The organism is Gilliamella apis, from assembly GCF_002142155.1.
GTDB classification, from domain to species: Bacteria; Pseudomonadota; Gammaproteobacteria; order Enterobacterales; family Orbaceae; genus Gilliamella; species Gilliamella apis.
On record NZ_NASD01000027.1, the window covers coordinates 1 to 25387 of the forward strand.

At 34.1% G+C, this 25387-nt stretch carries 27 protein-coding genes, 1 tRNA gene and 1 pseudogene; 16 read left to right on the top strand and 13 right to left on the bottom strand.

What is annotated here, in order from left to right:
* Positions 1-280 precede the first annotated feature (280 nt).
* Entirely contained in the window at positions 281-1618 is a 1338-nt protein-coding gene (gene trhP / locus B6C84_RS10310) for a prephenate-dependent tRNA uridine(34) hydroxylase TrhP (protein ID WP_086320067.1), read from the top strand.
* A 70-nt stretch (positions 1619-1688) separates the two neighbouring features.
* On the opposite strand, the gene proA is transcribed toward trhP, so the two are convergent.
* The 5 genes from proA to gpt all read right to left on the bottom strand — a co-directional run bounded on the left by proA (position 1689) and on the right by gpt (position 6712).
* Positions 1689-2942: a glutamate-5-semialdehyde dehydrogenase gene (gene proA, locus B6C84_RS10315; protein ID WP_086320047.1), complete on the bottom strand. Its 1254-nt coding sequence runs from the start codon at positions 2940-2942 to the stop codon at positions 1689-1691.
* A 10-nt stretch (positions 2943-2952) separates the two neighbouring features.
* Positions 2953-3483, bottom strand: coding sequence for a hypothetical protein (locus B6C84_RS10320; protein ID WP_086320048.1), 531 nt, complete (start codon positions 3481-3483; stop codon positions 2953-2955).
* Between the two features lie 273 nt (positions 3484-3756).
* Complete coding sequence (proB, locus tag B6C84_RS10325; protein WP_065612895.1) at positions 3757-4866, bottom strand: glutamate 5-kinase; 1110 nt, start codon at positions 4864-4866, stop codon at positions 3757-3759.
* Between the two features lie 26 nt (positions 4867-4892).
* Entirely contained in the window at positions 4893-6149 is a 1257-nt protein-coding gene (frsA, locus tag B6C84_RS10330) for an esterase FrsA (protein ID WP_165754876.1), read from the bottom strand.
* 29 nt (positions 6150-6178) lie between these two features.
* Positions 6179-6712 carry a xanthine phosphoribosyltransferase gene (gene gpt / locus B6C84_RS10335; protein WP_081298886.1) on the bottom strand — a complete coding sequence of 178 codons (534 nt, stop codon included), beginning with the start codon at positions 6710-6712 and terminating at the stop codon, positions 6179-6181.
* 150 nt (positions 6713-6862) lie between these two features.
* Between gpt and B6C84_RS10340 the strand changes: the two genes are divergently transcribed.
* From B6C84_RS10340 to serC, 6 genes and pseudogenes are all read left to right on the top strand, one after another.
* A complete protein-coding gene (locus tag B6C84_RS10340; RefSeq protein WP_086354389.1) occupies positions 6863-8326 on the top strand; it encodes an aminoacyl-histidine dipeptidase in 1464 nt (487 codons plus the stop codon).
* Positions 8327-8525: 199 nt separating this feature from the next.
* Positions 8526-9536 (top strand): N-acetyl-gamma-glutamyl-phosphate reductase, encoded by a 1011-nt coding sequence (argC, locus tag B6C84_RS10345; RefSeq protein ID WP_086354388.1) that lies wholly within the window; start codon positions 8526-8528, stop codon positions 9534-9536.
* Positions 9537-9609: 73 nt separating this feature from the next.
* Positions 9610-10389, top strand: a complete 780-nt coding sequence (gene argB / locus B6C84_RS10350) for an acetylglutamate kinase (protein ID WP_086354387.1) — start codon at positions 9610-9612, stop codon at positions 10387-10389.
* A 107-nt stretch (positions 10390-10496) separates the two neighbouring features.
* Positions 10497-11708 (top strand): annotated as a pseudogene (locus tag B6C84_RS10355) (argininosuccinate synthase); the annotation flags it as partial.
* Between the two features lie 265 nt (positions 11709-11973).
* Positions 11974-13350 carry an argininosuccinate lyase gene (argH, locus tag B6C84_RS10360; protein WP_086354385.1) on the top strand — a complete coding sequence of 459 codons (1377 nt, stop codon included), beginning with the start codon at positions 11974-11976 and terminating at the stop codon, positions 13348-13350.
* A 157-nt stretch (positions 13351-13507) separates the two neighbouring features.
* On the top strand, positions 13508-14593 hold the full coding sequence (gene serC / locus B6C84_RS10365; RefSeq protein WP_086354384.1) for a 3-phosphoserine/phosphohydroxythreonine transaminase: 1086 nt from the start codon (positions 13508-13510) through the stop codon (positions 14591-14593).
* A gap of 60 nt (positions 14594-14653) precedes the next feature.
* Here serC and B6C84_RS10370 read toward each other — a convergent pair whose 3' ends face one another.
* The gene (locus tag B6C84_RS10370) at positions 14654-15013 is read right to left on the bottom strand and encodes a DUF4156 domain-containing protein (protein WP_065578827.1); all 360 of its coding nucleotides are present in this window, start codon (positions 15011-15013) and stop codon (positions 14654-14656) included.
* 220 nt (positions 15014-15233) lie between these two features.
* Between B6C84_RS10370 and B6C84_RS10375 the strand changes: the two genes are divergently transcribed.
* A tRNA-Ile gene (locus B6C84_RS10375) sits at positions 15234-15310 on the top strand.
* A 145-nt stretch (positions 15311-15455) separates the two neighbouring features.
* On the opposite strand, the gene B6C84_RS11885 is transcribed toward B6C84_RS10375, so the two are convergent.
* The 7 genes from B6C84_RS11885 to B6C84_RS10410 all read right to left on the bottom strand — a co-directional run bounded on the left by B6C84_RS11885 (position 15456) and on the right by B6C84_RS10410 (position 18588).
* Positions 15456-15686 carry an Ogr/Delta-like zinc finger protein gene (locus B6C84_RS11885; RefSeq protein WP_086320057.1) on the bottom strand — a complete coding sequence of 77 codons (231 nt, stop codon included), beginning with the start codon at positions 15684-15686 and terminating at the stop codon, positions 15456-15458.
* A 97-nt stretch (positions 15687-15783) separates the two neighbouring features.
* Positions 15784-16545, bottom strand: a complete 762-nt coding sequence (locus B6C84_RS10385) for a DNA adenine methylase (protein WP_086320058.1) — start codon at positions 16543-16545, stop codon at positions 15784-15786.
* On the bottom strand, positions 16546-17361 hold the full coding sequence (locus B6C84_RS10390) for a DNA adenine methylase (RefSeq protein WP_086320059.1): 816 nt from the start codon (positions 17359-17361) through the stop codon (positions 16546-16548).
* A 63-nt stretch (positions 17362-17424) separates the two neighbouring features.
* A complete protein-coding gene (locus tag B6C84_RS10395) occupies positions 17425-17637 on the bottom strand; it encodes a TraR/DksA family transcriptional regulator (protein ID WP_086320060.1) in 213 nt (70 codons plus the stop codon).
* The gene (locus B6C84_RS10400) at positions 17637-17846 is read right to left on the bottom strand and encodes a DUF2732 family protein (protein ID WP_165754877.1); all 210 of its coding nucleotides are present in this window, start codon (positions 17844-17846) and stop codon (positions 17637-17639) included. The genes B6C84_RS10395 and B6C84_RS10400 overlap by 1 nt, the downstream gene beginning before the upstream one ends.
* Positions 17847-17852: 6 nt before the next feature.
* On the bottom strand, positions 17853-18197 hold the full coding sequence (locus tag B6C84_RS10405) for a hypothetical protein (RefSeq protein WP_086320062.1): 345 nt from the start codon (positions 18195-18197) through the stop codon (positions 17853-17855).
* Between the two features lie 151 nt (positions 18198-18348).
* Positions 18349-18588: a MerR family transcriptional regulator gene (locus B6C84_RS10410; protein ID WP_086320063.1), complete on the bottom strand. Its 240-nt coding sequence runs from the start codon at positions 18586-18588 to the stop codon at positions 18349-18351.
* A 120-nt stretch (positions 18589-18708) separates the two neighbouring features.
* On the opposite strand from B6C84_RS10410, the gene B6C84_RS11750 reads away from it, so the two are divergent.
* The 8 genes from B6C84_RS11750 to B6C84_RS10450 all read left to right on the top strand — a co-directional run bounded on the left by B6C84_RS11750 (position 18709) and on the right by B6C84_RS10450 (position 25061).
* Positions 18709-19065, top strand: coding sequence for a helix-turn-helix domain-containing protein (locus B6C84_RS11750; RefSeq protein ID WP_086320064.1), 357 nt, complete (start codon positions 18709-18711; stop codon positions 19063-19065).
* Positions 19066-19148: 83 nt separating this feature from the next.
* A complete protein-coding gene (locus B6C84_RS10420; RefSeq protein WP_086320065.1) occupies positions 19149-19505 on the top strand; it encodes a hypothetical protein in 357 nt (118 codons plus the stop codon).
* Positions 19506-19568: 63 nt separating this feature from the next.
* Entirely contained in the window at positions 19569-20087 is a 519-nt protein-coding gene (locus tag B6C84_RS10425) for a BRCT domain-containing protein (protein WP_086320066.1), read from the top strand.
* 13 nt (positions 20088-20100) lie between these two features.
* Entirely contained in the window at positions 20101-21063 is a 963-nt protein-coding gene (locus B6C84_RS10430; protein WP_133052310.1) for a hypothetical protein, read from the top strand.
* Positions 21064-21437: 374 nt separating this feature from the next.
* Complete coding sequence (locus B6C84_RS10435; RefSeq protein ID WP_086319831.1) at positions 21438-22424, top strand: Abi family protein; 987 nt, start codon at positions 21438-21440, stop codon at positions 22422-22424.
* On the top strand, positions 22402-23400 hold the full coding sequence (locus tag B6C84_RS10440; RefSeq protein ID WP_086319829.1) for a phage integrase: 999 nt from the start codon (positions 22402-22404) through the stop codon (positions 23398-23400). The genes B6C84_RS10435 and B6C84_RS10440 overlap by 23 nt, the downstream gene beginning before the upstream one ends.
* Positions 23401-23418: 18 nt before the next feature.
* The gene (locus B6C84_RS10445; protein WP_065651185.1) at positions 23419-24243 is read left to right on the top strand and encodes a metal-binding protein; all 825 of its coding nucleotides are present in this window, start codon (positions 23419-23421) and stop codon (positions 24241-24243) included.
* Positions 24244-24611: 368 nt separating this feature from the next.
* Positions 24612-25061 carry a hypothetical protein gene (locus tag B6C84_RS10450; protein ID WP_133052253.1) on the top strand — a complete coding sequence of 150 codons (450 nt, stop codon included), beginning with the start codon at positions 24612-24614 and terminating at the stop codon, positions 25059-25061.
* Positions 25062-25387 lie beyond the last annotated feature (326 nt).

Below are 25387 nucleotides of genomic sequence, written 5' to 3' on the forward strand. Positions count from 1 at the left end.
ATGTGATCTTCGTCACAAATTTAGGGGCTTTTATAGGTATTTTATTATTTTTATTCGATTTAAAAAAATATTTCACTATTTTTATTTAAATTTATAACATAACTCCATATTCTACAAATTATCGTTTCTTGTTAGTCATTGAGATTTTATTATTCTTCATTACAACTACATTTAATTTGCCAATCTGATAGCTAAAGCGTAAAATGCCCATCCTATTTTGCTTAACCTATTACCTTATAAGGTAATACTGACTTGAAATCAGAGGCATTTGTTAATGACAATGTTATATCCAAAACCAGAATTACTTTCACCAGCTGGTTCACTTAAAAATATGCGTTACGCGTTTGCTTATGGTGCTGATGCAGTTTATGCAGGGCAGCCACGCTACAGTTTGCGAGTGCGCAATAATGAATTTAATCATGAAAATCTTGCTATTGGCATCAACGAAGCTCATGCTCAAGGCAAAAAGTTTTATGTGGTAGTTAATATTGCCCCTCATAATTCAAAATTAAAAACCTTTATTCGTGATTTAGAACCAATTGTTAACATGAAACCAGATGCATTTATCATGTCTGATCCGGGTTTAATCATGTTGGTTCGTGAACATTTTCCGGAAATGGAAATTCACTTATCTGTGCAATCCAACGCAGTTAACTGGGCGACGGTAAAATTTTGGCATAAGATGGGATTAACGCGTGTTGTGTTGTCACGAGAGTTATCCATCGATGAAATCAAAGAAATTCGAGAAAAAGTGCCGGAAATGGAACTTGAAGTTTTTATTCATGGTGCGCTTTGTATGGCTTATTCGGGGCGTTGTTTATTATCGGGTTATATTAATAAACGTGACTCAAATCAAGGTACTTGTACTAATGCTTGTCGTTGGGAATATAAAGTATCAGAGGGTAAAGAGGACGAAGTAGGGCAGATAGTCCATAAATGCGAGCCGATTCCTGTACAACAAGTTGAACCGACATTAGGTATTGGCTCAACAACCAATCAGGTCTTTATGTTAGAAGAATCTGGTCGTCCTGGCGAATATATGCAAGCTTTTGAAGATGAACATGGTACTTATATCATGAATTCAAAAGATTTAAGAGCAGTTGAATTAGTCGAAGATCTGACAAAGATTGGCGTACATTCATTAAAAATTGAAGGTCGAACCAAATCGTTTTATTACTGTGCTCGAACTGCGCAAGTCTATCGTCAAGCTATTGATGCCGCCAGTGAAGGTAAACCATTTGATCCACGCTTATTGGCGGAACTTGATTCTTTAGCTCATCGAGGATATACCGAAGGCTTTTTACGTCGCCATAAACATGAAGATATGCAAAATTATGTGCACAGTCATTCTGTATCTGATAGACAACAATTTGTTGGTGAGTTTAGTGGTCAACGTCTAAATGGCTTAGCTGAAATTATTGTTAAAAATAAATTTTCAGTAGGGGATAGTGTTGAAATGATGACCCCTAAAGGTAATATGACCTTTATTATTGAACGAATGGAAAATAAAAAAGGTCAACCGGTTCCGGCAGGACTTGGTGATGGTCACATTGTTTATATTCCAATCGCCGAAGATATTGATTTAAATTATGCGCTTTTAATGCGTAATTTTGATTAATCTATTTAACTTATATAACTAATAACTATATAACTAACTGTTCAGGGTTATGAACAGTTAGTTGTTATCATTACTGACGAATTAAATCTTCGCCATAACCAATCCATTTATACGTTGTTAAGGCTTCAAGGCCCATTGGTCCTCTGGCATGTAATTTTTGCGTACTAACTGCAACTTCAGCACCTAAACCGAATTGTGCACCATCGGTGAATCGGGTCGATGCATTAACATAAACTGCAGCAGCATCGACTAAGTTAACGAATTGTTCTGCATTTACAAGGCTACGCGTTAGAATGGCTTCTGAATGACCACTACCATATTCGCGAATATGTTCCACCGCCAATTCCAATGAATCAACAATAACAATATTCAGATCTTTGGAAAGCCATTCTTGTCTTAGTTCATCATCCTCGACGGCAAAAACATTTGCCACCCCAGCATTCAAAATCTTATAAGCATCGGGATCGGCATGCAATATCACCTGATTATCGGCCATGATTTGACTAAGTTTTGGTAAAAAAGCATTGGCAATTTCAGTATGAACAAGTAATGTTTCAACAGTATTACAGGTACTTGGTCGCTGAGTTTTGGCATTAAGTATTATTGATAGCGCTTTATCAAAATCAGCACTTTCATCGATAAAAATATGGCAAACACCAATACCACCAGTAATAACAGGTATGGTTGAATGTTCTCGACAAAGTTTGTGTAATGCTGCGCCACCTCGAGGAATAATCATATCAACATATTTATCAAGCTTGAGTAATTCAGTGATATATTTGCGATCAGGATTATTGATAGATTGAATTGCTGTTTCAGGTAAACCGACTTGTTTTAAAGCTTGCTGAATGATAGCTATAATAGTGGCATTGGTATTAACCGTCTCTTTACCACCACGTAGTATCGCTGCATTGCCGGTTTTTAAGCAAAGAGCCGCAATATCAATAGTCACATTAGGACGAGCTTCATAGATAACACCAATCACACCTAATGGAACTCTGTGACGTTGTAACTTTAATCCGCTTGCTAATGTCGAACCATCTATAACTTGGCCAATTGGATCGGTTAAAGAAACAACATTTCGAACATCATTAGCAATAGATGATAATCGTTCGGAAGTTAATAACAGACGATCAAGTATTGCCTCATTCAATCCTTGTTCTTTTGCCATAGCCATATCTTTTTGATTAGCATCAAGAATCTTGTCAGCATTTAGTTCTAATAAATCGGCGATATGAATTAAAGCCTGATTTTTAATTTTTGTTGCGCATTGTGCTAATTGATATGAAGCAAGTTTGGCTGCTTTACCCATTTCGTTTATCATTGCTTAACCTTTATTGATTTTGTCCACAAAGTTTTTTAATAGATTGCATTTTTTCTAAATATAACTGCTTTTCTGACTCCAACATCATATTTAGGTCGATAACATAATCCTCAATAATTTCGTTTGTCTTATATTTTATTATCATGGTATTAGGATTTTTTTCTGAGATATTAATAATATTCTTAAATAGGATACAGGTCATTTTATTTTTATCTTTTCTTTTTAAAAAGACATAAACAATAAAAAACAGGGTAAACAGGATAAGATTCGTAACGGTAAACTGACTATTCCTAATACTAATAAATGTTTTACCCAAAATGATATATTTTTCAGCCCATTGTAATAACAAAAAAACAATCATTAATAATAAAATGAGACCGAGGTGAAAAGGGATTTCGATTATGTGAGAGAAAATAAAGAATGCTATAAAGCAGGCAAGTAAAATTATTATAAGTGGTTCAATATATTTACGTCGATAAAAGACTAAATCCTGATCATCTTTTTGCCATTTTTCGTGATAGCTATTAACTTCAATACTCAATTTTATAAGCCTTTTATCTTATTCATCTATTTTTTTATTTATCGATAAGATAGGTAATCTATCCAGAACTCTATGTTATATATTAAATCATCAATATATTTTTGTATTATAAAAATATAAACATGCCAATAATAACCTTCTCAGATGTTAGTTTTTGCATAGACAAAAGCTTGATTATAGGCATTATTACTATTAGTAAATGATAATACTGAACACAAAGCTATAGAATAAGTTTTTGTAACGATTTGGCTGAATGTCTCTATTCTAAATCTATTATTTAATCAGCATATCATCTCGGTGTACGGCAACAGGACCATATTCATAGCCAATTATTTGGCTAATTTCTTGTGAATGATGTCCTGCTATTTGTCGTAATGCATCACTATTATAACGGCTGACTCCTCGAGCTATTTGCTTACCAGATTTATCACAAATATTAATGACTTCACCACGTGAAAAATCTTTTTCGACTGCGATAATGCCTTTTGGTAATAGCGAACTACCATTATTTAAAATGGCGTTAATCGCACCATCATCAAGTATCACTTTGCCTACGTTTGGTGCGCCATATAACCAATGCTTACGATGTTCTAATGGGGTTTTTTGCGGTAAAAAACGGGTACCAACCGATTGATTATTGACTGCATCAACAATCACATTGGCTTTATTTCCTGCAGCTATAATTACTTCTATGCCAGCACTTCCAGCTACTTCGGCAGCTTGAATTTTGGTGCTCATGCCACCGGTTCCTAAACCTGAAACACTATCACCGGCGATACTGCGCAGATCATCATTAATCTGAGTTACTTCTTTTATCAATTGTGCATTGCTATCGCTTCTTGGATCGGCGGTATATAAACCTTCGATATCGGTAAGCAATATCAATTTATCTGCTTCAGCTAAAATTGCGGCAAGTGCTGATAAATTATCGTTATCACCAACTTTAATTTCAGCAGTAGCGACTGCATCATTTTCATTAATCACTGGGACAATATTATTCTCTAGCATCGCTTTTAATACATCTTGAGCATTTAAAAAGCGTTCACGATCTTCAAGATCTGCGCGAGTTAATAGCATTTGCCCAATATAAATTTTATATATCGAAAACAGCTGTTCCCAAAGTTGGATTAATTTACTTTGACCAACTGAAGCGAGTAATTGTTTTGTGGCAACAGTATTGGGTAGGTTAGGATAGTTGAGGTATTCCCGACCAGCAGCAATAGCACCCGAAGTCACGATAATAATTTTATGACCAGTTTGATGTAAATAAGAACATTGTCGAATCAGTTCTACTATTCTCGCACGGTCTAACTGTTTAGTTCCTCCAGTTAAAACACTGGTACCGAGTTTAACAACGACAATTTGTTGTTTTTTATTATTCATAACAATACTCTTATTCAGATTAGTTATTACAAAATAGACTCCATCCATTTAACTGATTGAGTAAAGGCGTTTTGTAAACCTTTTTGCAATGGTGTTTTGGGGATTGTGACAATTTTGCTTTGTTTTGTTGATTGAATTAATTTTGCTTCACTCAAATTACTTAATTTATCATCTTCAAAGATAATATTCATAACCGGTACAGGACAAGAATGGGTTAATAACCCTTGATTTTTAAGAGAAAAATAATTCAATTCGGCCGCTAATTGTTGATTTGATACAGAAGTTAAACCTAAACGACTGGCCAGCATATCTTTATAGCTATTAGGTAGATTTTGTTGTAATGCCTTATCAACAAAGAGTTGGTGTATAAATGGAGTAAAATTAAATAACCCTTTTATTTTATTAGGCATTAAATAGGCAAGTCGTGTTGCAATATGTGAACCAAAGCGGAATCCAGCAACAATCACTCGATTACTATCAACCCATGGAACCGATGATAGTTGTTCGATCACTGCTTGATGAATTTGGCTACTATTTTGGCTCAATACAAAATTACGACTATATCCAACGGTTGGTAAATCGACAGTTAACATAGCAAAACCTTGTGGAGCAAGATATTCACTAAAGTAACGATAATAATCAATTTGTAAGTTACCTAAACCATTGCAGATTAAAACGACAGGACAAACACCACTATTACTATTGTTTGGTAAATGCAAAATGGATTTGATAACCCGATTTTCAATCTTAAATTCTAACTGTTTGGTTGAATAAGGTGAATATTCAAGCGCTTTCATATATGATTGATAAGCACAGGTTTGGGCATACATCGCTAGCTCATCATTCTTAAAATGAGGATAACTGGCAATACTGGCATATTCGCTGGCAATGAGATAATCCTGATGTAAACTATTTTTTGATTCTTCAGTTAAACTGGATTGAGCGGCATTATCAGCTTTAGCTTGCCACATTGCAGCCTGATTTAAAAACTCATATATCCAGTTGCCAGATTGATAACCAATAACTGAATCCAACCATTTATCATTAGTATGACGCTTAGTTGAAATAGCGATTCTAGATAAAACCGCTTCGATTTCTAACTTAGGAAGGCCGCGCCAATACCATAAAAGAGGGTTAATGATTCGATACCATTTTGAATCAATTTCACCATCAAGAGGACTAATACTGCTGCCATTGCTGCTGTCAAGACGATTGATTAGCGATGATGTTTCAGGGTAGTCATATTGTGGTTTGAATATCTTTTCAGAAAGGTTTTCAGTCATAACCATAGCAACCTATTTATATTAGATGATTATTTATTATCACTAATTGGTTTAACAAACATGACACCAGTATCCCATGGTTGTTCAATCCATGTATCTTGTGCGATGTCGACAACATAATCATCAACTAATGGTTTACCTGCTGGTTTAGCAAAAATAGTGACAAAGTGAGCCTTAGGATACATCTCACGAATGGTATGTGCAGTGCTACCAGTGTCAACTAAATCGTCAACAACAATAAAGCCTTCGCCATCACCGTTTGCTTGTTTTAAAATTAATTTTTCACGTTGATGATCATGATCATAGCTAGAAATACAAACTGTATCGACATAACGAATACTAAGTTCACGAGCTAAAATAGCTGCTGGTACTAAGCCACCACGACTAACTGCAATGATGCCTTTCCATTGATTGGCGGGTAATAATCTCTCAGAAAGCTGACGACCATAAGCTTGTAGCATTTCCCAAGTGACATTGAATTTTTTCTTTTCAGCGATAATCTCTGCTTTATGCTGTTTTTTGGCTTTGATTTCTTCTTCTGTTAAAGTTTGTTCTATTGACATGTGTAACCTGCAATTTTAATCGAATATACGAATTTAATAAATTAATATTAATGGGCTAAAAATAGATGTAAAATTGCACCTTATTATAGAGTGGTTAGATAAAAAAAACCACTTATTAATTCATTACCCACCTAATATTGAGGATAAAATATGCTATCGACCTTAAATCCAAAATTTGTTTGGCAGATTTTTAATGATATTTGTAAAATTCCCCATCCTTCTCATCATGAACAAATGATAACTAAATATATAGTCGATTTTGCAACTACTCATCATATTGATTGTCAGCTAGATAAAGCTGGTAATGTTTTACTGCGTAAAGCTGCTACTAAAGGGATGGAAGATTGTCCATCAATCGCTTTGCAAGCTCATATGGATATGGTTCCGCAAAAAAATGAAGGTACCCAGCACGATTTTCTTGTTGATCCAATTCAAGCTTATGTTGATGGCGATTGGGTCAAGGCTAAAGGGACTACATTAGGTGCGGATAATGGCGTAGGCTTGGCATCAGCATTGGCAGTATTAATTGATCCTTCAGTTGAACATGGACCTCTTGAAGTATTAGTTACTACTTCGGAAGAGACGGGGATGCATGGCGCTTTCGGTCTACAACCAAATTGGTTACAAAGTCATTATTTGATTAATACTGATTCTGAAGATGAAGGCGAAATATTTACTGGCTGTGCTGGTGGTGTTGATTTTACGACCAGTTTTGCCATCACATATGCGGTAATGCCAGAAATACATGATTGCTATATTCAACTCTCGCTAAAAGGTTTGAAAGGAGGACATTCTGGTTGTGATATTCATCTTGGCCGTGGTAATGCAATAAAATTACTAGCAAGATTTTTAGCGGAATATGGACAAGATATCTCATATCGATTAGCTGATATAAGAGGTGGTTCTTTACGTAATGCAATACCTCGAGAAGCATTCGCTGAATTAACCTTAAATAAACAAGATTTGCCAAAACTAGAACAGATTGTTAACCAATATAATTCTGTTTTACAAAATGAGTTTGGACAGGTCGAACCCAATATAGAATTAACCCTAAAAGAGGTTAATAATGATCACATAAAACGAGTCATCGCCGTTGAACAGCAAAGTAAAATTATCAATTTATTAAATGTTGCGCCAAATGGTGTGGTGAGTATGAGTACGCAAATTCATGGTGTTGTTGAAACATCTTTAAATCTAGGTATTGTAAATATTAGCGATAATCAACTAAACGTTAATTTCTTAATTCGTTCTCAAGTTGATAGTGCGAAAGATGCTGTCGTTGCAACATTAATCTCGTTAAGCCAATTAGTGAATGCCAATTACGAAATTAGTGGTGGCTATTCGGGCTGGGAGCCTAATTTAAATTCCAGTCTTTTACAATTAGCTAAAGATAAATATCAAGAGATTTTCTCAAAACAAGCAAAAATTATGGTGATTCATGCCGGCTTAGAATGTGGTCTATTTAAACAGTCTTATCCGGATATGGATATGATATCAATTGGACCGACAATTGTTTCACCTCATTCACCTGATGAAAAAGTTAATATTCAAAGTGTTTATCGTTATTGGGAACTACTCATAGCAATCTTAAAATCAGCCTGTTATTTAAAATAATCATTAATCTTCCTCCTACAACTCTTATATGTAGGAGGATGACATTTTTACCTCACTGCTAAAGTTTAAAATCGTGGTAGCAATAGTCTTTTGAAAATAAATTCACAAAAAGTGAATAAAAATTCAATTTTCTCTTGTTTTGTTGCTTTAAATCGCCTACTATACTGCATAAAAATCTGAATGATAGATAAGGAAAGATATGTTAAAAGCAATAATTGTTGGGGCGAGTGGTTATGCAGGTGCAAAATTAGCTTACTATTTAACAAAACATCCAAATATTGAATTAGTCGCTTTAACGGTATCAGAAAATAGCCTTGATGCGGGCAAACCTATTTCTGATAGATTTTTATACCCGCAATTGAAAGGTGTTGTTGATTTACCTTTAATTGCCACGGCTGATTATTCTTCTCTTATCAAAGATATTGATATTGTATTTTTAGCTACTGAACATTCTGTTAGTCACGATATCGCACCATTCTTTCTTGAAAATGGTTGTACAGTATTTGATTTATCGGGTGCGTTTCGAGTCAACTCTCCCTCGTTTTATACCCAATTTTATGGTTTTGAACATCAGCACCAACAGTGGTTAGATAAAGCTGTTTATGGTCTAGCTGAATGGAATTTTGATGCGATAAAAAATGCGCAATTAATCGCTGTACCTGGTTGTTATCCAACCGCATCGCAACTGCCACTAAAACCATTAATTGAAGAAGATTTACTAGACAAAAGGCAATGGCCTGTCATTAATGCTGTGAGTGGCGTTAGTGGTGCAGGCCGTAAACCTTCTACAAATAATCTATTTTGTGAGGTTAGTTTACATGCTTATGGCATATTTACTCATCGTCATCAACCTGAAATTGCAACACATTTAGGGCAAGAAGTTATCTTTACGCCTCATCTTGGTTGTTTTAAGCAAGGTATTCATGCCACTATTACTTGCTTGGTGAAAGAAGGCGTAACATCGGATGATATTCTTAACGCATTAAACAAATATTATCAAGATAAGCCGTTAATAAGAATTTATCAAAGGGATTGGCCTGCTTTAAAATCAGTAATTGGTCTACCTTATTGTGATATTGGTTTTGTGCTTAAAGGCCAACATCTGATTTTAATTTCTGTGGAAGACAATTTATTAAAAGGTGCAGCTGCGCAAGCAGTACAATGTATGAATATTCGATTTGGTTTTGATGAAACAACAGCCTTATTATAAAGATAGATACTAATTTGTTAATGATGACAAGTTTATATCAGTGAACATTTATTAGAGTGAATAGGAAATAAAAATGAAACCATTGATTATTAAGTTTGGCGGTGTATTACTCGATAATAAAGATGCATTAAGTAAATTATTTATTGTTATTAGCGAATACAAAAAGAATTTTAAGCGTCCTTTAATTATTGTTCATGGTGGTGGTAGTGTGGTTGATTCATTAATGGATCGACTCTCTTTACCTGTCGTTCGACGTAATGGTTTACGCGTTACACCAGCAGATCAAATAGATGTGATTGTTGGTAGTCTTGCCGGTAGTGCCAATACCACAATTTTGTCAGAAGCCAAAAAATTACAAATACCCAGTATTGGACTCTGCTTAGCCGATGGTGATAGTGTTAAAGTTAAGCAAATTTCTGAAGAATTAGGTTATGTAGGTGAAGCTGAACAAGGCGATCCGGCCTTAATCAATTTACTCCTTAATAATGGTTATTTACCTATTGTTAGTTCAATTGGAATTACCGATGAAGGCAAGATGATGAATGTCAATGCCGATCACGCAGCTGTTGCCTTGGCAAAAACTTTAAATGCAGATTTAATTTTACTATCTGATGTATCTGGTGTGTTAGATGAAAACAAACAATTAATCGAATCGTTAACACAAGCTGAGGCAGATCATCTAATTGCTCAAGGAATTATTACCGATGGAATGATCGTGAAAGTGAATTCTGCATTTGAAGCGGCTAAAACATTAGGTCGACCAATAGATATTGCTAGCTGGAAAGAATCAGATAAACTCATTGAATTATTTAATGGAAAATCAGGCCTAACGGGTACAAGAATTATTGCTTAAATATAAATCAGTCAGTATATTAAACAAGTATATTTATTGTTAGATATACTTGGCTTAGTGTTTAAAACATTTATTTTTTTCGTCAGTAAATTATGAAAGGGTATAACATGAAAAAAAGTGCAACAAAAAAAGTAGTTTTAGCCTATTCGGGTGGCTTGGATACATCAGCTATTATTCCTTGGTTGAAAGAAAATTATGGCGATTGTGAAGTTTACGCTTTAGTCGCCAATGTTGGACAAGATCCTAAAGAACTAAAAGATGTGGAAAAAAAGGCCAAAGCATCTGGCGCAGTAGCTTGTAAAGTTGTTGATTTACGCGAAGAGTTTGTTAAAGATTATGTTTACCCTGTTTTAAAAACTGGCGCATTATATGAAGGAACTTATTACCTTGGTACTTCAATGGCTCGCCCAATCATTGCTAAAGCTCAAGTAGAATATGCATTAGAAGTTGGCGCGGATACCCTTTGTCATGGTGCGACAGGTAAAGGTAATGACCAAGTCCGTTTTGAAACAACTTATACCGCTTTAGCTCCACAATTAAAAGTAATTGCGCCATGGCGAGAATGGGATTTACGTTCACGTGAAGCGTTAATTGATTATCTAAAAGTACGAAAAATTCCTACTACAGCAACCGTTGAAAAAATTTACAGTCGTGACGAAAATGCATGGCATATTTCAACCGAAGGTGGCGTGTTAGAAAGCACTTGGAATCAAGCCAATGCTGATTGTTGGGCATGGACTGTGTCACCTGAAGATGCACCAGATAAAGCTGAATTTGTCACTATTGGTATTGAAAAAGGCGAAGTTGTTGCCGTTAATGGTAAAAAATTATCACCATATAACTGTGTTGCAACGTTGAATAAAATTGGTTCAAAACATGGTGTAGGTCGAGTAGATATTATTGAAAACCGTTTAGTCGGCATCAAATCGCGTGGTTGTTACGAAACCCCTGGTGGAACTATCATGATGACTGCGTTACGTGGTTTAGAACAACTGATCTTAGATCGTGATAGCTTCAAATGGCGTGAACAACTTGGTTTAGAAATGGCTTATGTTGTTTATGATGGTCGCTGGTTTGCACCATATCGTCGTTCTCTTCAAGCCGCTGCAGAAGTGTTAGCAGAAGATATGACTGGTGAAGTTGTAGTTAAACTTTATAAAGGTAATGCAACCGCAGTACAGAAAAAATCACCAAATAGCTTATATAGCGAAGAGTTTGCAACGTTTGGTGAAGATGAAGTTTACGATCACAGTCATGCCGGTGGCTTTATTCGTCTATTTTCTCTATCTTCACGTATCCGTGCTTTAAATGAAGGTAAGAAAAATCAGCCGACTAAAAAAGCTAAATCGTCAGCGAAAGAAACCACAAAATCAAAAAGTAAAACTAAAACTAAAACTAAAACTAAAACTAAAAAGTAATTTTTAAGACTTTTTAATTAGATATAAAACATAATATATACAGACTTTGGTCTGTATATATTTTTCGATAGTATCGTTATAGATAAACTTATCATTAAAATTATTAAAAAAAACAATAAATTTTAATTACTTAGAACTGATTAGAAATAAAACATTTGAGGTGATTATGGCATTATGGGGTGGGCGTTTTAGCCAAGCAGCAGATCAACGATTTAAACACTTTAATGATTCTCTGCGCTTTGACTATCGGCTTGCAGAGCAAGATATCATTGGATCAATTGCATGGTCTAAAGCATTGGTCACTGTCAACGTTTTATCTCATGATGAACAACAACAGTTAGAACAAGCGTTAAATGAATTATTGAGTTCGGTACGACAAGATCCGCAGCAGATCTTGCAAAGTGATGCTGAAGATATTCATAGTTGGGTAGAACAAAAACTAATAGAAAAAGTTGGTGATTTAGGTAAAAAACTTCATACAGGTCGCAGTCGTAATGATCAGTCAACCACCGATCTGAAATTATGGTGTAAAGATGAAATTGCTCATCTTATCTCTGCTATCAATCAATTACGTAAAACACTGGTGTTAACTGCAGAACAACATCAAGATGCGGTTATGCCTGGTTATACTCACTTACAACGAGCTCAGCCTATAACTTTTGCGCATTGGTGCTTAGCGTATTATGAAATGTTAACGCGTGATGAAAGTCGTTTACAAGATACTCTAAAACGCTTGGATGTCAGTCCTTTAGGCGGTGGTGCTTTAGCGGGTACAGCTTATCCTATGGATCGTGATATGTTAGCCAACTGGTTAGGTTTTGCAACTGCAACCAACAATAGCTTGGATACGGTGTCTGATAGGGATCATGTACTTGAACTACTCAATAATGCATCAATCGGAATGGTTCACCTATCACGTTTTGCTGAAGATTTAATTATTTTTAATAGTGGTGAAGCGGACTTCGTTGAATTATCTGACCGCGTTACTTCAGGCTCTTCATTAATGCCGCAGAAAAAAAATCCAGATGCATTGGAATTAATTCGTGGTAAAGCAGGGCGGGTAGTTGGCGCACTAACTGGAGCATTAGTTACATTTAAAGGATTACCGCTGGCATATAATAAAGATCTACAAGAAGATAAAGAGCACTTATTTGATGCACTTGACAGTTGGCAAGAGTGTTTAGATATGGCGGTATTAGTACTTGAAGATATAAAAATCAATTACCAAAATTGTCAAAATGCTGCTAAACAAGGTTATTCTAATGCGACCGAACTTGCTGATTATCTTGTGGCTAAAGGCATTCCATTTAGACAAGCCCATCATATTGTTGGCGAGGCGGTAGTAGGAGCGATAGCTAAACAAAAAGCATTAGAAGAGCTAACTATAGATGAATTAAAACAATACAGCCAAGTCATTGAGGATGATGTTTATCCTATATTATCTTTACAATCTTGCTTAGCGAAACGATCTGCAAAAGGTGGCGTATCACCGCAACAAGTAAAATTCGCCATCGAAAATGCTAAACAGCAACTAGCTCTCTAAATTTCATTTTCTTTGCGATAAATGCCGACTATTGTCGGTATTTTTATGCTTCAAAAACCCCGTTCCTCAAAATTTTTTGCTAAAAATCTGATTGTATATTGGTTCATAGAGTGTAAAAATAGATTTTCTGTTTTTTGATGGATGAAAGTGAATCGCAATGAGTAAAAGTTATAATTTTAGTGCAGGCCCAGCCAAACTACCGGCGGATGTTTTAAAGCAAGTACAAGCTGAATTATTAAATTGGCACAACACCGGTGCATCGGTGATGGAACTAAGTCATCGAGGTAAAGAATTTGATGCATGTGCGATTGAAGCAACTAACGACCTTCGTGACCTTTTAAATGTACCAGAAAATTATAAAATTTTATTTTGCCAAGGTGGAGCTAGAGCTCAGTTTGCTGCTGTACCATTAAATATTTTAGCTAATAACACTCATGCTGATTACATCAATAGTGGTTATTGGAGTCAGTGTGCAGCAAAAGAAGCGGCAAAATATTGTAATGTAATTGAGCAAAATGTTGTTATTAAAGATGCAGGAATAACCTCGATCAAACCCATGTCTGAATGGCAATTAAGCGATAATAGTGCTTATGTTCATTATTGTCCAAATGAAACCATCGACGGAGTTGAAATATTTGAACAACCTGACTTTGCCGATAAAACTGTCGTAGCTGATTTATCTTCTTGTATTTTATCACAACCTATCGATGTTAAACGTTACGGTATTATTTATGCCGGTGCTCAGAAAAATATCGGTCCATCCGGAATTACTATTGTCATTGTTCGTGAAGATCTGATAGGTTATGCGCAAAAAGTGTTACCTTCAGTACTTGATTACAAAATATTATTAGATCATGATTCAATGTTTAATACTCCACCAACTTTTGCCTGGTATATGTCAGGTTTAGTCTTCAAATGGATTAAGAGTTTAGGTGGCTTAAGTGCGATGCAGCAACGAAATCAAGCAAAAGCACAATTACTTTATCAATTTATTGATCAGTCAGATTTTTACCGCAATACTGTAGCGGTTGAGAATCGTTCTATTATGAATGTAACCTTCTTATCGCCAAATGAAGAACTCGATAAAAAGTTTGTAAGTGAAGCTACTCAAGCAAATATTATCGGTATTAAAGGTCACCGAATTGCAGGCGGAATGCGCGCATCAATTTACAATGCAATGGAAATTGAAGGAGTCAAATACCTTATTGAATTTATGCAACAGTTTGAAAAGCAAAATGGCTAATTATTTTGGCAAATTTTACTAAAAGGGATATCAAAATATCCCTTTTTATTTGCTAATTAGCTATTTACAGCTGAAAACTTCACCAACCATAACTGCATCTGTTGGGGCAATATCGGAAACATATTGTAAAGATGCATCTTGAGCATTATAAATTACGTTACCACCCATAGCTGCAGCCTTATTCATTAAGTCAGTTGCTGCATCACGGATTAATTCACTATGCGTTTTTAAGCCAGAAAAGAAAGTACTACGACGGCCTTCAGCTTTACCAATAAATTGACAAGTTGCGGCTGGTTTCGTATCAATAAATTGAACTTGGCGACCAGCAGAGGTAGCTTGATAATCTGAACTACTACAACCATTTAAAAATAATGTCATTGACAGTGCAGCACTAATAAAAAGAGTTTTTTTGATAGACATAATATTTCCTCAACCAATAAAAAAACATTAGTAATAATAATATAAAACATTGTATCAGGATAATTGATTAAAAAATATCGCTTATTATAAATGATGCTATTATGACAAATGTCAGCTTAATAATTAACCAAATCAACCTATTTAGTTAATTAATTGTAGCAAATTAGTTTTAACTCTATTATAATCGCAACCCTACTAAGTCAGTAGCACATCAAAACATGGCCCCTTAGCTCAGTTGGTCAGAGCAGTCGACTCATAATCGATTGGTCACTGGTTCAAGTCCAGTAGGGGCCACCATTCTAAACCAATATAATCAAAAGCTTACATTTAAAAATCAAATTATAAAAATCAGTCAACTTTACTAAGTGGCGGTAAAATGGCGGTTGGTTTTTTATATTATCTACAGAAAATTGATTGGGTCGTATTTTATAATACAACCCATTTAAGCTTTATCTTGTATGTAGTTGGTAGTGGTTTTTTTTGGTGAAATAGGTATCTTTACTGTTGGATCAGGGCAAGCGCTGGGCACTATCGTTTCTGAGACAGATTGCAATACCGTAAATGAGTGACAGCAGTAGACATTTGTGCATTGTCGATATTGCTTGCGAGTTAGTTCGCTTAGTTCTTGGCTAGTTCGGATTATGGTTTTGGCTTTACAGTGTGGGCATTTCATCGATATCTTACCTCTTTTTTAATTTTTAGTTAATTTTATATTAACTTTTAATTAAATCCAGTGTTATTCATTTCTTCTTTAGGTTTTTCGTCATCTTCTAATTTAATTTCGAGTTCAACATAGCGTCTATTGAGTGAAGTTTAAAACGGTGGAATATGTCACGCGTGGCGCTATTGTCGCAGTTTGAAATAATTGCGGTTGCTCCCCGTAAAACTGCATCATACAAACAGTCAGCCAAAAGCTCGGTGTCTGAGTAACAAAAACCTGACGGCGTATAACCAACAAAGCTATCTTTGTGTTTAGTTAGATATGGAGGATCGCAATAGATAACCGACCCAGCACCAGCTAGCCCAATTGTTAACGTAAAATCACAGCAGAGTAAAGAGGCATCGGAATAAAGTAATTTATTACTAAAATTAATCATTTCTGCGCCCGGAAAATAAATATTTTTATGTTTTCCTTTCGGGACATTAAATTCCCCCTTTTTGTTATAACGGCACATCCCATTAAATCCGTGTCGATTTAGATAGATAAACTGAGCCGCTAACTTTACCGTTTCCCTGAATTTTGGGTGATTGAATTGACTTCGAATATCGTAAAAATCATTTTCTGTATCAAATAATTCTTTAGTTGTGTTATATAGCATTGCTAAATCATCTTTTAGCCACGAATATGTATTGATTAAATCGTGATTAATATCAGCCAAGATATAGCTTTTAGCTGATACATTAATAAAAACATTGCCAGCACCAACAAACGGTTCAATGAATTGACAATCTTTGGGGAAATGGGGTAATAACTTATCTATAATTCGGCCTTTACCTCCCGGCCATTTCAGGAAAGATTTTTCAATATTCATTTATTTGTCCTTAATCCAAATGCATTCGGTTCTTATGATTGCTCCACGCTGTGACGCCGCTCTTGATTGTGCTTCTTTTTTTGTCCAGCCATTTAATATGTCGTTATATAACTCATTGTCATAGCCAGAAATGACAACTTTTCCAGATAATCCAATAATTTTGTTTAATAAAATTTCATGATCTGAAAAAGACATTTCATATTGATAGCCCTTGGTTGTTGTCATAGTTTCGTGCAAATATGGCGGATCACAATAAAATAGAGTTGATGGAGTATCGTGTTTATCTAATAGTTCAATTGCTGGAATGTTTTCAATAATTACACCCTGTAACCGTTGAACAATTGATGATAAATTATTGGGTATATTTGCCCACACCATGGCGTCTGTAGTTTTTCCTTTTTTAGTGCTACCGCTATAACCAGAGTTTTTTTGATGAATTCCATTTGATGAAAACGACATAAACGAGCGAATTACTAACTGCGAAGCTTGAATTATTTCATCTGAGCAGTGGCAATAACATGCATTTAAATATTCATTGCGGTGAAACGGTGTTAACGAAATCAGTTTAATTAATTTGTCTGCAGATTGTTGATTGCGGAGCACTTTAAATAAGTTGAAAACAGAACTATCAATATCGTTATAAACTTCTCGTGATATCTTTTCTTTTTGTAATAAAACACTACCAGCACCGCCGAATGGCTCTACATAAATTTCATGTATTGGAAAATTCGTTAAAATCCAAGGAGCTAGTCGAAACTTGCCACCAAAATATCGTAATAATGGATGTTTTATTTTTATTGCTTTTTCTACACACATTTTTTTGAGCCTTAAAGATTGGGGCTGATTGCCCCTTTTGTTTAATTGAAATATTTTTATTCGTTAGATTCCGTGCTTACCTTTTGCTTCTAAAATCTGCTGACAATAAATACACAAACTACAACCTGGCACAGCGTCACGTCTGGCCTCCGGTATTGGCTCGCCGCATTCACAGCAATAAAGTGATGACTTGCCGGTGTAAACCTTTCTTTTTGCAATCAAGTTATCAAGCTCTAATTGAGCAATGTCATTGGCTCGGTCGATAACATCACGCATCAGTTCTGGTTCTCATAATGTTGATTGCGTATTGCTTCGGCTTCTTGCTCTAACAGCTCTGCCGATTCGGTCGGTGTTAAGTAGTTGGTGCGGATATGTGTAGCTAGTCGTTCCAGTTTTGCAGTGAATACATCACATAACCCGCTTTTAGTTTCGTCTTTAGCTTTATTTAGGGCTTGCAATAATGCATCGCCCGATAATGCTGTCATTTTCATTTATGCCACCTTTTTAGTTTCTTTTTTAAAATCTTCTTCTTCACATAGTGCGAATGCATCAATAATTGCTTGCAACCGACGTAAACCTTTCTTTAAGTCGTCGACTTCTTTATCTGTCAGATCGTCATATTGCATTTGCCAAGCATGAGTAAATTGACTATCTGAGTTATAAATTTCCGTTGTACGCAATTCGATGCCCGACGCACTCAGCAATAAACGTTTTTGCCCAGGTTTTAAATTGTTAAAAGCCGATCTGGCTAAACTGCGTTTACCGCTTAATATTTGGTGAAATTCACGCAAAAAACTACGTGGCTCAATGGTTTGAGTGCTTTGTGCTACATTCATCTTCATCACCTATTAACGGCTGATGCAACTTAATTACTTGCCCGTTTGACTTTTCGATATAGCTTTTCGGATTGTGTCTATTAGTCTGGATATAAATTAAAGTCGACTTATTAGCCGACTTTGGGCTTAAATAGATTGCGTGGCTCATTACTTATTCCTCTTTAATATTTAACTCAGGATTAAAGGCTTTAGCTCCCTCAAGGGTTAAAGCCACCATATTGATAAAAGTTGTAGAGCGGTCGTAATTGCCTGTGATTTGCTTTTTACGGATAGGAAGCTTGCCTTCACTAATGTATTTTTTTACTGTGCGAGGATTCATGCCTGATACACGGGCAAATTCATCAACAGTGACATAAGGCTCTGAAATAGCTATTGATATTCTTGGCGTCATAGTGCATTATTCCTAGTTAGGTGTTTATATGTGTTTTTATGTGATTTTTCTAATCCGAGATTAGATTGATTTAATCTAAAAAACAATGTCAATTAATTTTTCTTATTTGAGATTAAATTTATGCAGGTTAATTTTGATAGTGGCGGAGCCGTCGTAATAGATCGAATAATTAAGGCCTATGGATTTCGTACAAAGCTACAACTTTGTAAACACTTTGGTACAACATCGGCAAATCTGTCTCTAAGATATAAAAGAGATTTTTTCCCTTCTGATTGGGTTATTCGTTGTATGGCTGAAACAGGAGCTTCATTAGAATGGTTAGCTAATGGTGAAGGTGAATTATTACCGAATGAAAAAACAAAAGAAGCCGTTCTAACAGATGAAACGCTAGAAAAGTTGGAACGACTGGCTAACTTGAAAGAAAAGGGTGCAATAACCGATCAAGAGTTTAACGAATTAAAGGCTAAGTTGATTTAAGAAAATTAAAAAATAGGAGAGAAACATATGAAAAAGTATTTAGAATAGTTCTATCACTTGCAATTTGCTTGTTATTTTCTTCAATGAGTTATGCCAGTCCAAACGGTGTAGCGAGAGAGTTAGCTCGGATTGCTAAACAACAAATTCAAAAGCAATATGGGAAATTCCCAATAAAAATGAATGACAAAACATCGTTAGCAAATATCACTGCTGATGGGCAATATATTATTTATGATTACCTTTATAAAAATAGCAGTCAAAAATTCACACCTGAAATTCTAGCCTTATATGTGCAAATGATATTTGATAAAAGGACATGTGAAAATAGTGATTTTGTATCATTATTCCAAGATAACGATCTGCAGTTTGTTTATCGCTATACATTTAATGATAAAAAAACTATGTTCGTATCTTTTCGAATTGATGAGGTTTGTAATTAAAGAAACTCAATACAGCAGGAGAAAAACTTTTATCTGATGAAGCATTGACAGGATAGGGAAAGAATGAGCGGTAAATTAATATTTGCATATATCAATGTAAAAAAAGAGTTTTCAATTCATGTTGTCAATTATATTCGGCAAGATGAAAAATATATTCAAGGTATATATATAACGAATGGTGACAGCGGACAACTTAGAACATATCGAAAAGATCGAATAATTGCAAAATTTGATAATGAACTGGATGCTAATTTATATGATCTTGCCGACAATCTAGAACATGCCCTTGATGTTTTAGCAACAACCATTCCTAGTTCAAAAAGCACATCAGCTTCACTTAATACATTTGATATTCACTTCACAGGCTTTAAACAAGCCGACAAACAACGCTTAATCAAACTGGCAGAAGAAAAAGAACTCACTGTACGCAAAAGTGTGACTTTGAACTTGCAATTACTCTGTGTTGGCTATAACGCGAGCATCAAAAAAATTGAAAAAGCACAAGAAATGGGAATTAGCCTCATGAATGAAAGCGACTTCTTAAACTTTTTAGAAACTGGTGAGATATTATTGGGGGAGTGATATGGAAATACTAATGACTATAGCAGAATATTTAAAACCGTTAATGCCATATAGTGTAATTATTACTTTGATTGGTTTTATTATTACATGGATTTATAAAAAAAAGCAAGATAAAAGGGAATACGAACCAAGACTATCTCTTGGAGAGATTTCAATTGAAATTAACAATATCAATGTGATATATGACAGTATAACACCAATTAGATTTGTTGAAAATGAACGAGAAGATAAGGAAAAAAATCTTTTTTATTCGTTAATTAAAATTATTAATTCAGGGGAAAAAGAGGCAAAAGAGCTAGAATTAAAATGGAGTATTGAAAATATTGATAATTTATTTGATGAAATTAATTTATACTTAAAAAATATTCCGAATGAAGCTCGACAAATATATAAAGTAATACATCCTGAAGGATGTTTTTGGATTAAATCTGATGGTTTTTTTATTTCTGGTTGTCGCTATCCAAGATTATCACGAATAAAGATCATTGCTGGCAATACTGTTAAGGAGCCAACACTTATTGATTTTGACAACACCTACATTTATTTAATTTGTTTACTTATTTTTTTACGGTTAAATTCTCTACCAAATAATGATTCTTTAGAGCAAAATTACATTGAACAACTTAATCAATTGAATAATCTTCCTTCAAGTATCTTAAGCATTTCATATCAGGATATATACGACAAAAGCTATCAAAAAACATTCACATTAAAACCTTGTTGTTCTTTTTATACTCGACCAATAGATCCACTAAAGGAAGAACATAATGAACAAGAACAATTACGGGATCTTAATACTCTATCAGATAACGCAAATATACATGATAATACTAAATATAAACGAATAATTAATTCAATATGTTATAACTTGCAAAATAAAGAAAGACTAGGAGTTTGTTTTAAATTTGAGGTAACAAAACAGAACAGAATCCTTGGTTGGGGGAAAAGATTGATAAACGCTATTTATCGGATTTAATTAAAAGTTGGTATTCATTACACATGGACAAACGATTAAATGCAATGTTATTTGCTAATATATCATGAATTAAGGCGACTTCTTAAGCTTTCTAGAAACTGGTGAAATATTGTTGGGGGAGTGATTGTGGGGCTGATTCTATGCAATTTCATTGATTTAAAAAAAGTACATATAAAAACAAATAAACATCAATAAACATCAATAAGCATCAATTTTAGTCGACAAGGATCCGAACTTGTAGTAATATAATTGTAACGGTACCCTGTCCTCTAATCTCTTATTAACGTACTTAATTGGGCGAAGAGTAATTATGACAGGGTCTTCTTTTATCTGCATTAGGTAATTAAGCCCATTTTATTTATAAAGGTTTAGTTATGTCTTATTATGTAATTCCCAAAAAAGAGCCAAAACCCCACAAAACGTATCAACAACAAATCGATATACTGGTTAGCCGTGGGATGTTTATAAAAGATATCAAACGAGCTAAACGAAAATTATCTCATATTGGCTATTATCGCTTATCCGGTTATTGGTATATTGCAAGAAAAGAGGCGGCTAATTCTAATCCTAACAAGCTTAACAAGCGTTTAGATGACTTTCAAGAAGGAACTATTTTTGAAGATTTTTATAACTTATATTTATTTGATAAGGATATTAGGTTACACCTTTTTTGTGGAATAGAACGAATCGAAAATTATCTTAAAGCTATTATTGCTTATGAACTAGGTAAAAGTAATCCTTGTGCACATTTAAACAAAAACTTTTTTAAGGTAGATAAACCAAAATATAACCATAAGTTTGCAGAGTATAGAAAAAAACTAGAAAGTAAGATCGTAAATAGTAAAGATGATTTTATTAAATGGAATTATGAAAACTATAAAAATATACCGATCTGGGTTGCAACAGAGATTTGGGATTTTGGTATGTTGTCTAATTTTTATCAGATATTAAAACATAACTATCAACAAAGTATTTGCACTCGACTTGGTATAACTGATAGTACTAAGCATTTAGAAAACTGCCTACATACATTAAATATTATTCGGAATAAATGTGCTCATAATTCTAGGTTATGGAACTATAGCGTTAAACCCCCAATATCACCAAGATTATTAAATAATCTAGAAATAGACTCACTACAAGATTATTCATTAACCCGCCTTAAAGCGGTTATTTTAGCTATTTGGAGTTTAACTACACGATTTAGTAAGAATTCAGATTGGCTAATTAAAATGGTTAAATTATTGGAGCAAAAACCGAATATTCCAAATGTGAACTATTATAATATGGGATTTTTTAATAACGACCTAAAAGTGTTATACCAATTGTTGGATAAGTATTACTGTACGCAAACAAACTAACGGCAAATGGCTATTCGAAAAATACCTTGAAGGTGGTCGTAGAGTTCGTAAGATCTTTGCGACCAAAGGCGAGGCGTTAGCTTACGAAAATTATTTAGAAGAGCAAACCAACGAAAAGCCTTGGCTGGGTGAAAAGATAGATAAACGCCATTTATCAGATTTAATTAACAGTTGGTATTCATTACATGGGCAAACGCTTAAAGACGGGCAAACTCGCTTAAAAGCCATGCTATTTGCGAGTGAATGTATGGATAATCCATTAGCAAACAATTTCACCGCTAAACAATTCACAACATATCGCCAAAAACGAATTGAGGGTGAGATATATCGCACCGACCGCATTAAAACGGTTGCGCCCAGAACAATGAACCTTGAATTAACCTATTTCAAAGCGATGTTTAACGAGTTGATTCGATTGGGGGAGTGGCAACATAAAAATCCGCTAGAACTGGTTCGCTCATTTAAAACCGACGAACAAGAGATGGCTTATCTAACCAAAGAACAAATCCAATCGCTACTCAACTCATGTGAGCAAAGTAGTGCTAAAGATCTTACCATCATTGTCAAAATCTGCTTAGCAACCGGCGCCAGATGGAGTGAAGCTGAAAGCTTAAAAAGCGCACAAGTCAAAGATGGAAAAATCACTTATATCAACACCAAAGGTAAACGGAACCGCACCATTCCTATCAGTGAAGAACTATTTAAACAAATTCCCAATAAACATGGCCAGCTTTTTACTGGTTGCTATTCAGCCTTTCGCTCGGCAATCGACCGTGCAGGAATAGAATTACCAGATCGACAACTAACCCACGTATTACGCCATACCTTTGCCAGCCATTTTATGATGAATGGTGGTAACATTTTAGTTTTACAAAAAATACTCGGCCACACCGATATCAAAATGACCATGCGATATGCACATTTTGCACCTGATCACTTTGAAGATGCGGTAAGGTTGAATCCGCTGGGTTATTAATTAAAAGTGAATTAATTTATGGGTAATTACAGCAAAAATATTTCAGAACGAATAAAAAATGTAAGAATAAAAGAAGGCTATTGTTTAATTTGTGGTTCATATGGTGAACTTACTATGGATCATGTTCCACCTAAAGGAGCAATTACAATTTCCAAAATAGAACAAAAGCATATTTTTGAATTATTAGAAGGTGATAACAAAAAAATAAAAGGTGTTGTATCTCAAAATGGAAGTAGATTTAAAACTATATGTGCAATCTGTAATAATGATGTGATTGGAAAAAATGATATGGAAGTATCTTCCGTAATTAAAGAATTAAATATAAAAATTAAGAGCTATTTTTATAATCCTAGATCTATCTATAATTCAATATCAGTTCCATTTAATCCAATACGTTTTTGTAGGGCGATGATTGGACACATATTATCAGCTACAACAGTTAATCATTGTAAATATCCACCAGTTAATTCCTCTTATTTTAGGCCATTACAGAATTTTGTATTAGGTGATGATAATGCAATCAAGAATACACATGATATTTACTACTGGTTTTATCCTCATAGAATGCATATTAGTAGCAAAATGGTTGCTTTTCGAAATCAAGGCAATGGTTGCATACTTAGTGTTTTATCATTTTTTCCTATTGCATTTTTATTAACAGAAAAAAATATGGGTATATTTCCTGCTCAAGCTAAAAAATTAACTTTTCAAGATACTCATATTATTATGGAATTGTCAGCAAGAAATATAAATTATTCAAGTTTTCCATTTATTGCTTTTGAAAATGAAGAAATATTACTTACCAACAGTGATATGTGTATTGTAAGCTACCCGATAAAATAAGTATTTAATTGAAATATGTTCTTATTTTTGTGCCATCAAAGAATAAAACTAAATGGCGGTTGAGAATATTTTTATATAGTAAAATATGTCTATATATGTATTCCTAACCGTTTGATTTAATTATAAGTTATTGATTTTAAATGCTGCTTTAAAGAACTCATAATCGATTGGTCACTGGTTCAAGTCCAGTCGTAAAATCTATCAAGTGTTTTATCACTGTTCATTTTAAAATATAGATATCAATTTCACCATATCTAAATTGCTTTTTGAATAATATTAAACTAATCTTAATCCTTAAAAAAACATTATTAATAAACAATTCTCCAACGGATTAACAGGAAGTTTAATGATATTTTCAAGGATTAGGTGTGTTAAACGTTATTAAATATTTGCTTAAAGATTCTGTATTGATCGTTCTCTTCTTCATATTCTACTTTAGTATGGACATAACATATTATGTAGTTTTAGAAAATCGCCACTCGTTTATTAGCAATATAGGTAAGCCAATTGTTGATGTTTTATTTGCTATAGCGGTTGTAGTTGAAATTATTTTCTTTCTCTCAATGTTGATAAAACTATTTGTTGTTAATAGTACACATTGGTTAACCTCTTATTTAGGATTAATATTTGGGTTAGCATTTTCTTTTGTTTGGCTATTTATTTTATATGTTTATTTTGACCAATATCACAGTTGGGGATGGAATGGTTTTGGATTTCTTGGTTGGGCGTTTTTGCCTGCGATTGGCAGTTTTATAAGTTATATTATTTTAATACTTATCAGAATGTTATATTTTTTATATTGTGTTTTATCTAAATAATATTTTTTTGACTACCTGTCGTTTTTTTGATATTGCTTGAGAGAATTATTTAGCCATCTAAAGTAGAATGAATAACTGATTACTAAGCAGTTAAATATTAATTTTATTAGCGTGTAATCATATTTAATTGGATGAGATTTTTATCGGTTAACAGTGAAGTTAACTTAAGTTTTTAAGGATTAATTATGCCCAAAATTATTAAATATTTATCTAAAGATAAATTATGGATCTGTCTTTTTGGGGTTACTTATTTGGCATTTATAATTACTTATAATATTTTTTCATTAAAAAGCATATTCTATATTAGTCATGTAGCTGCATATGTC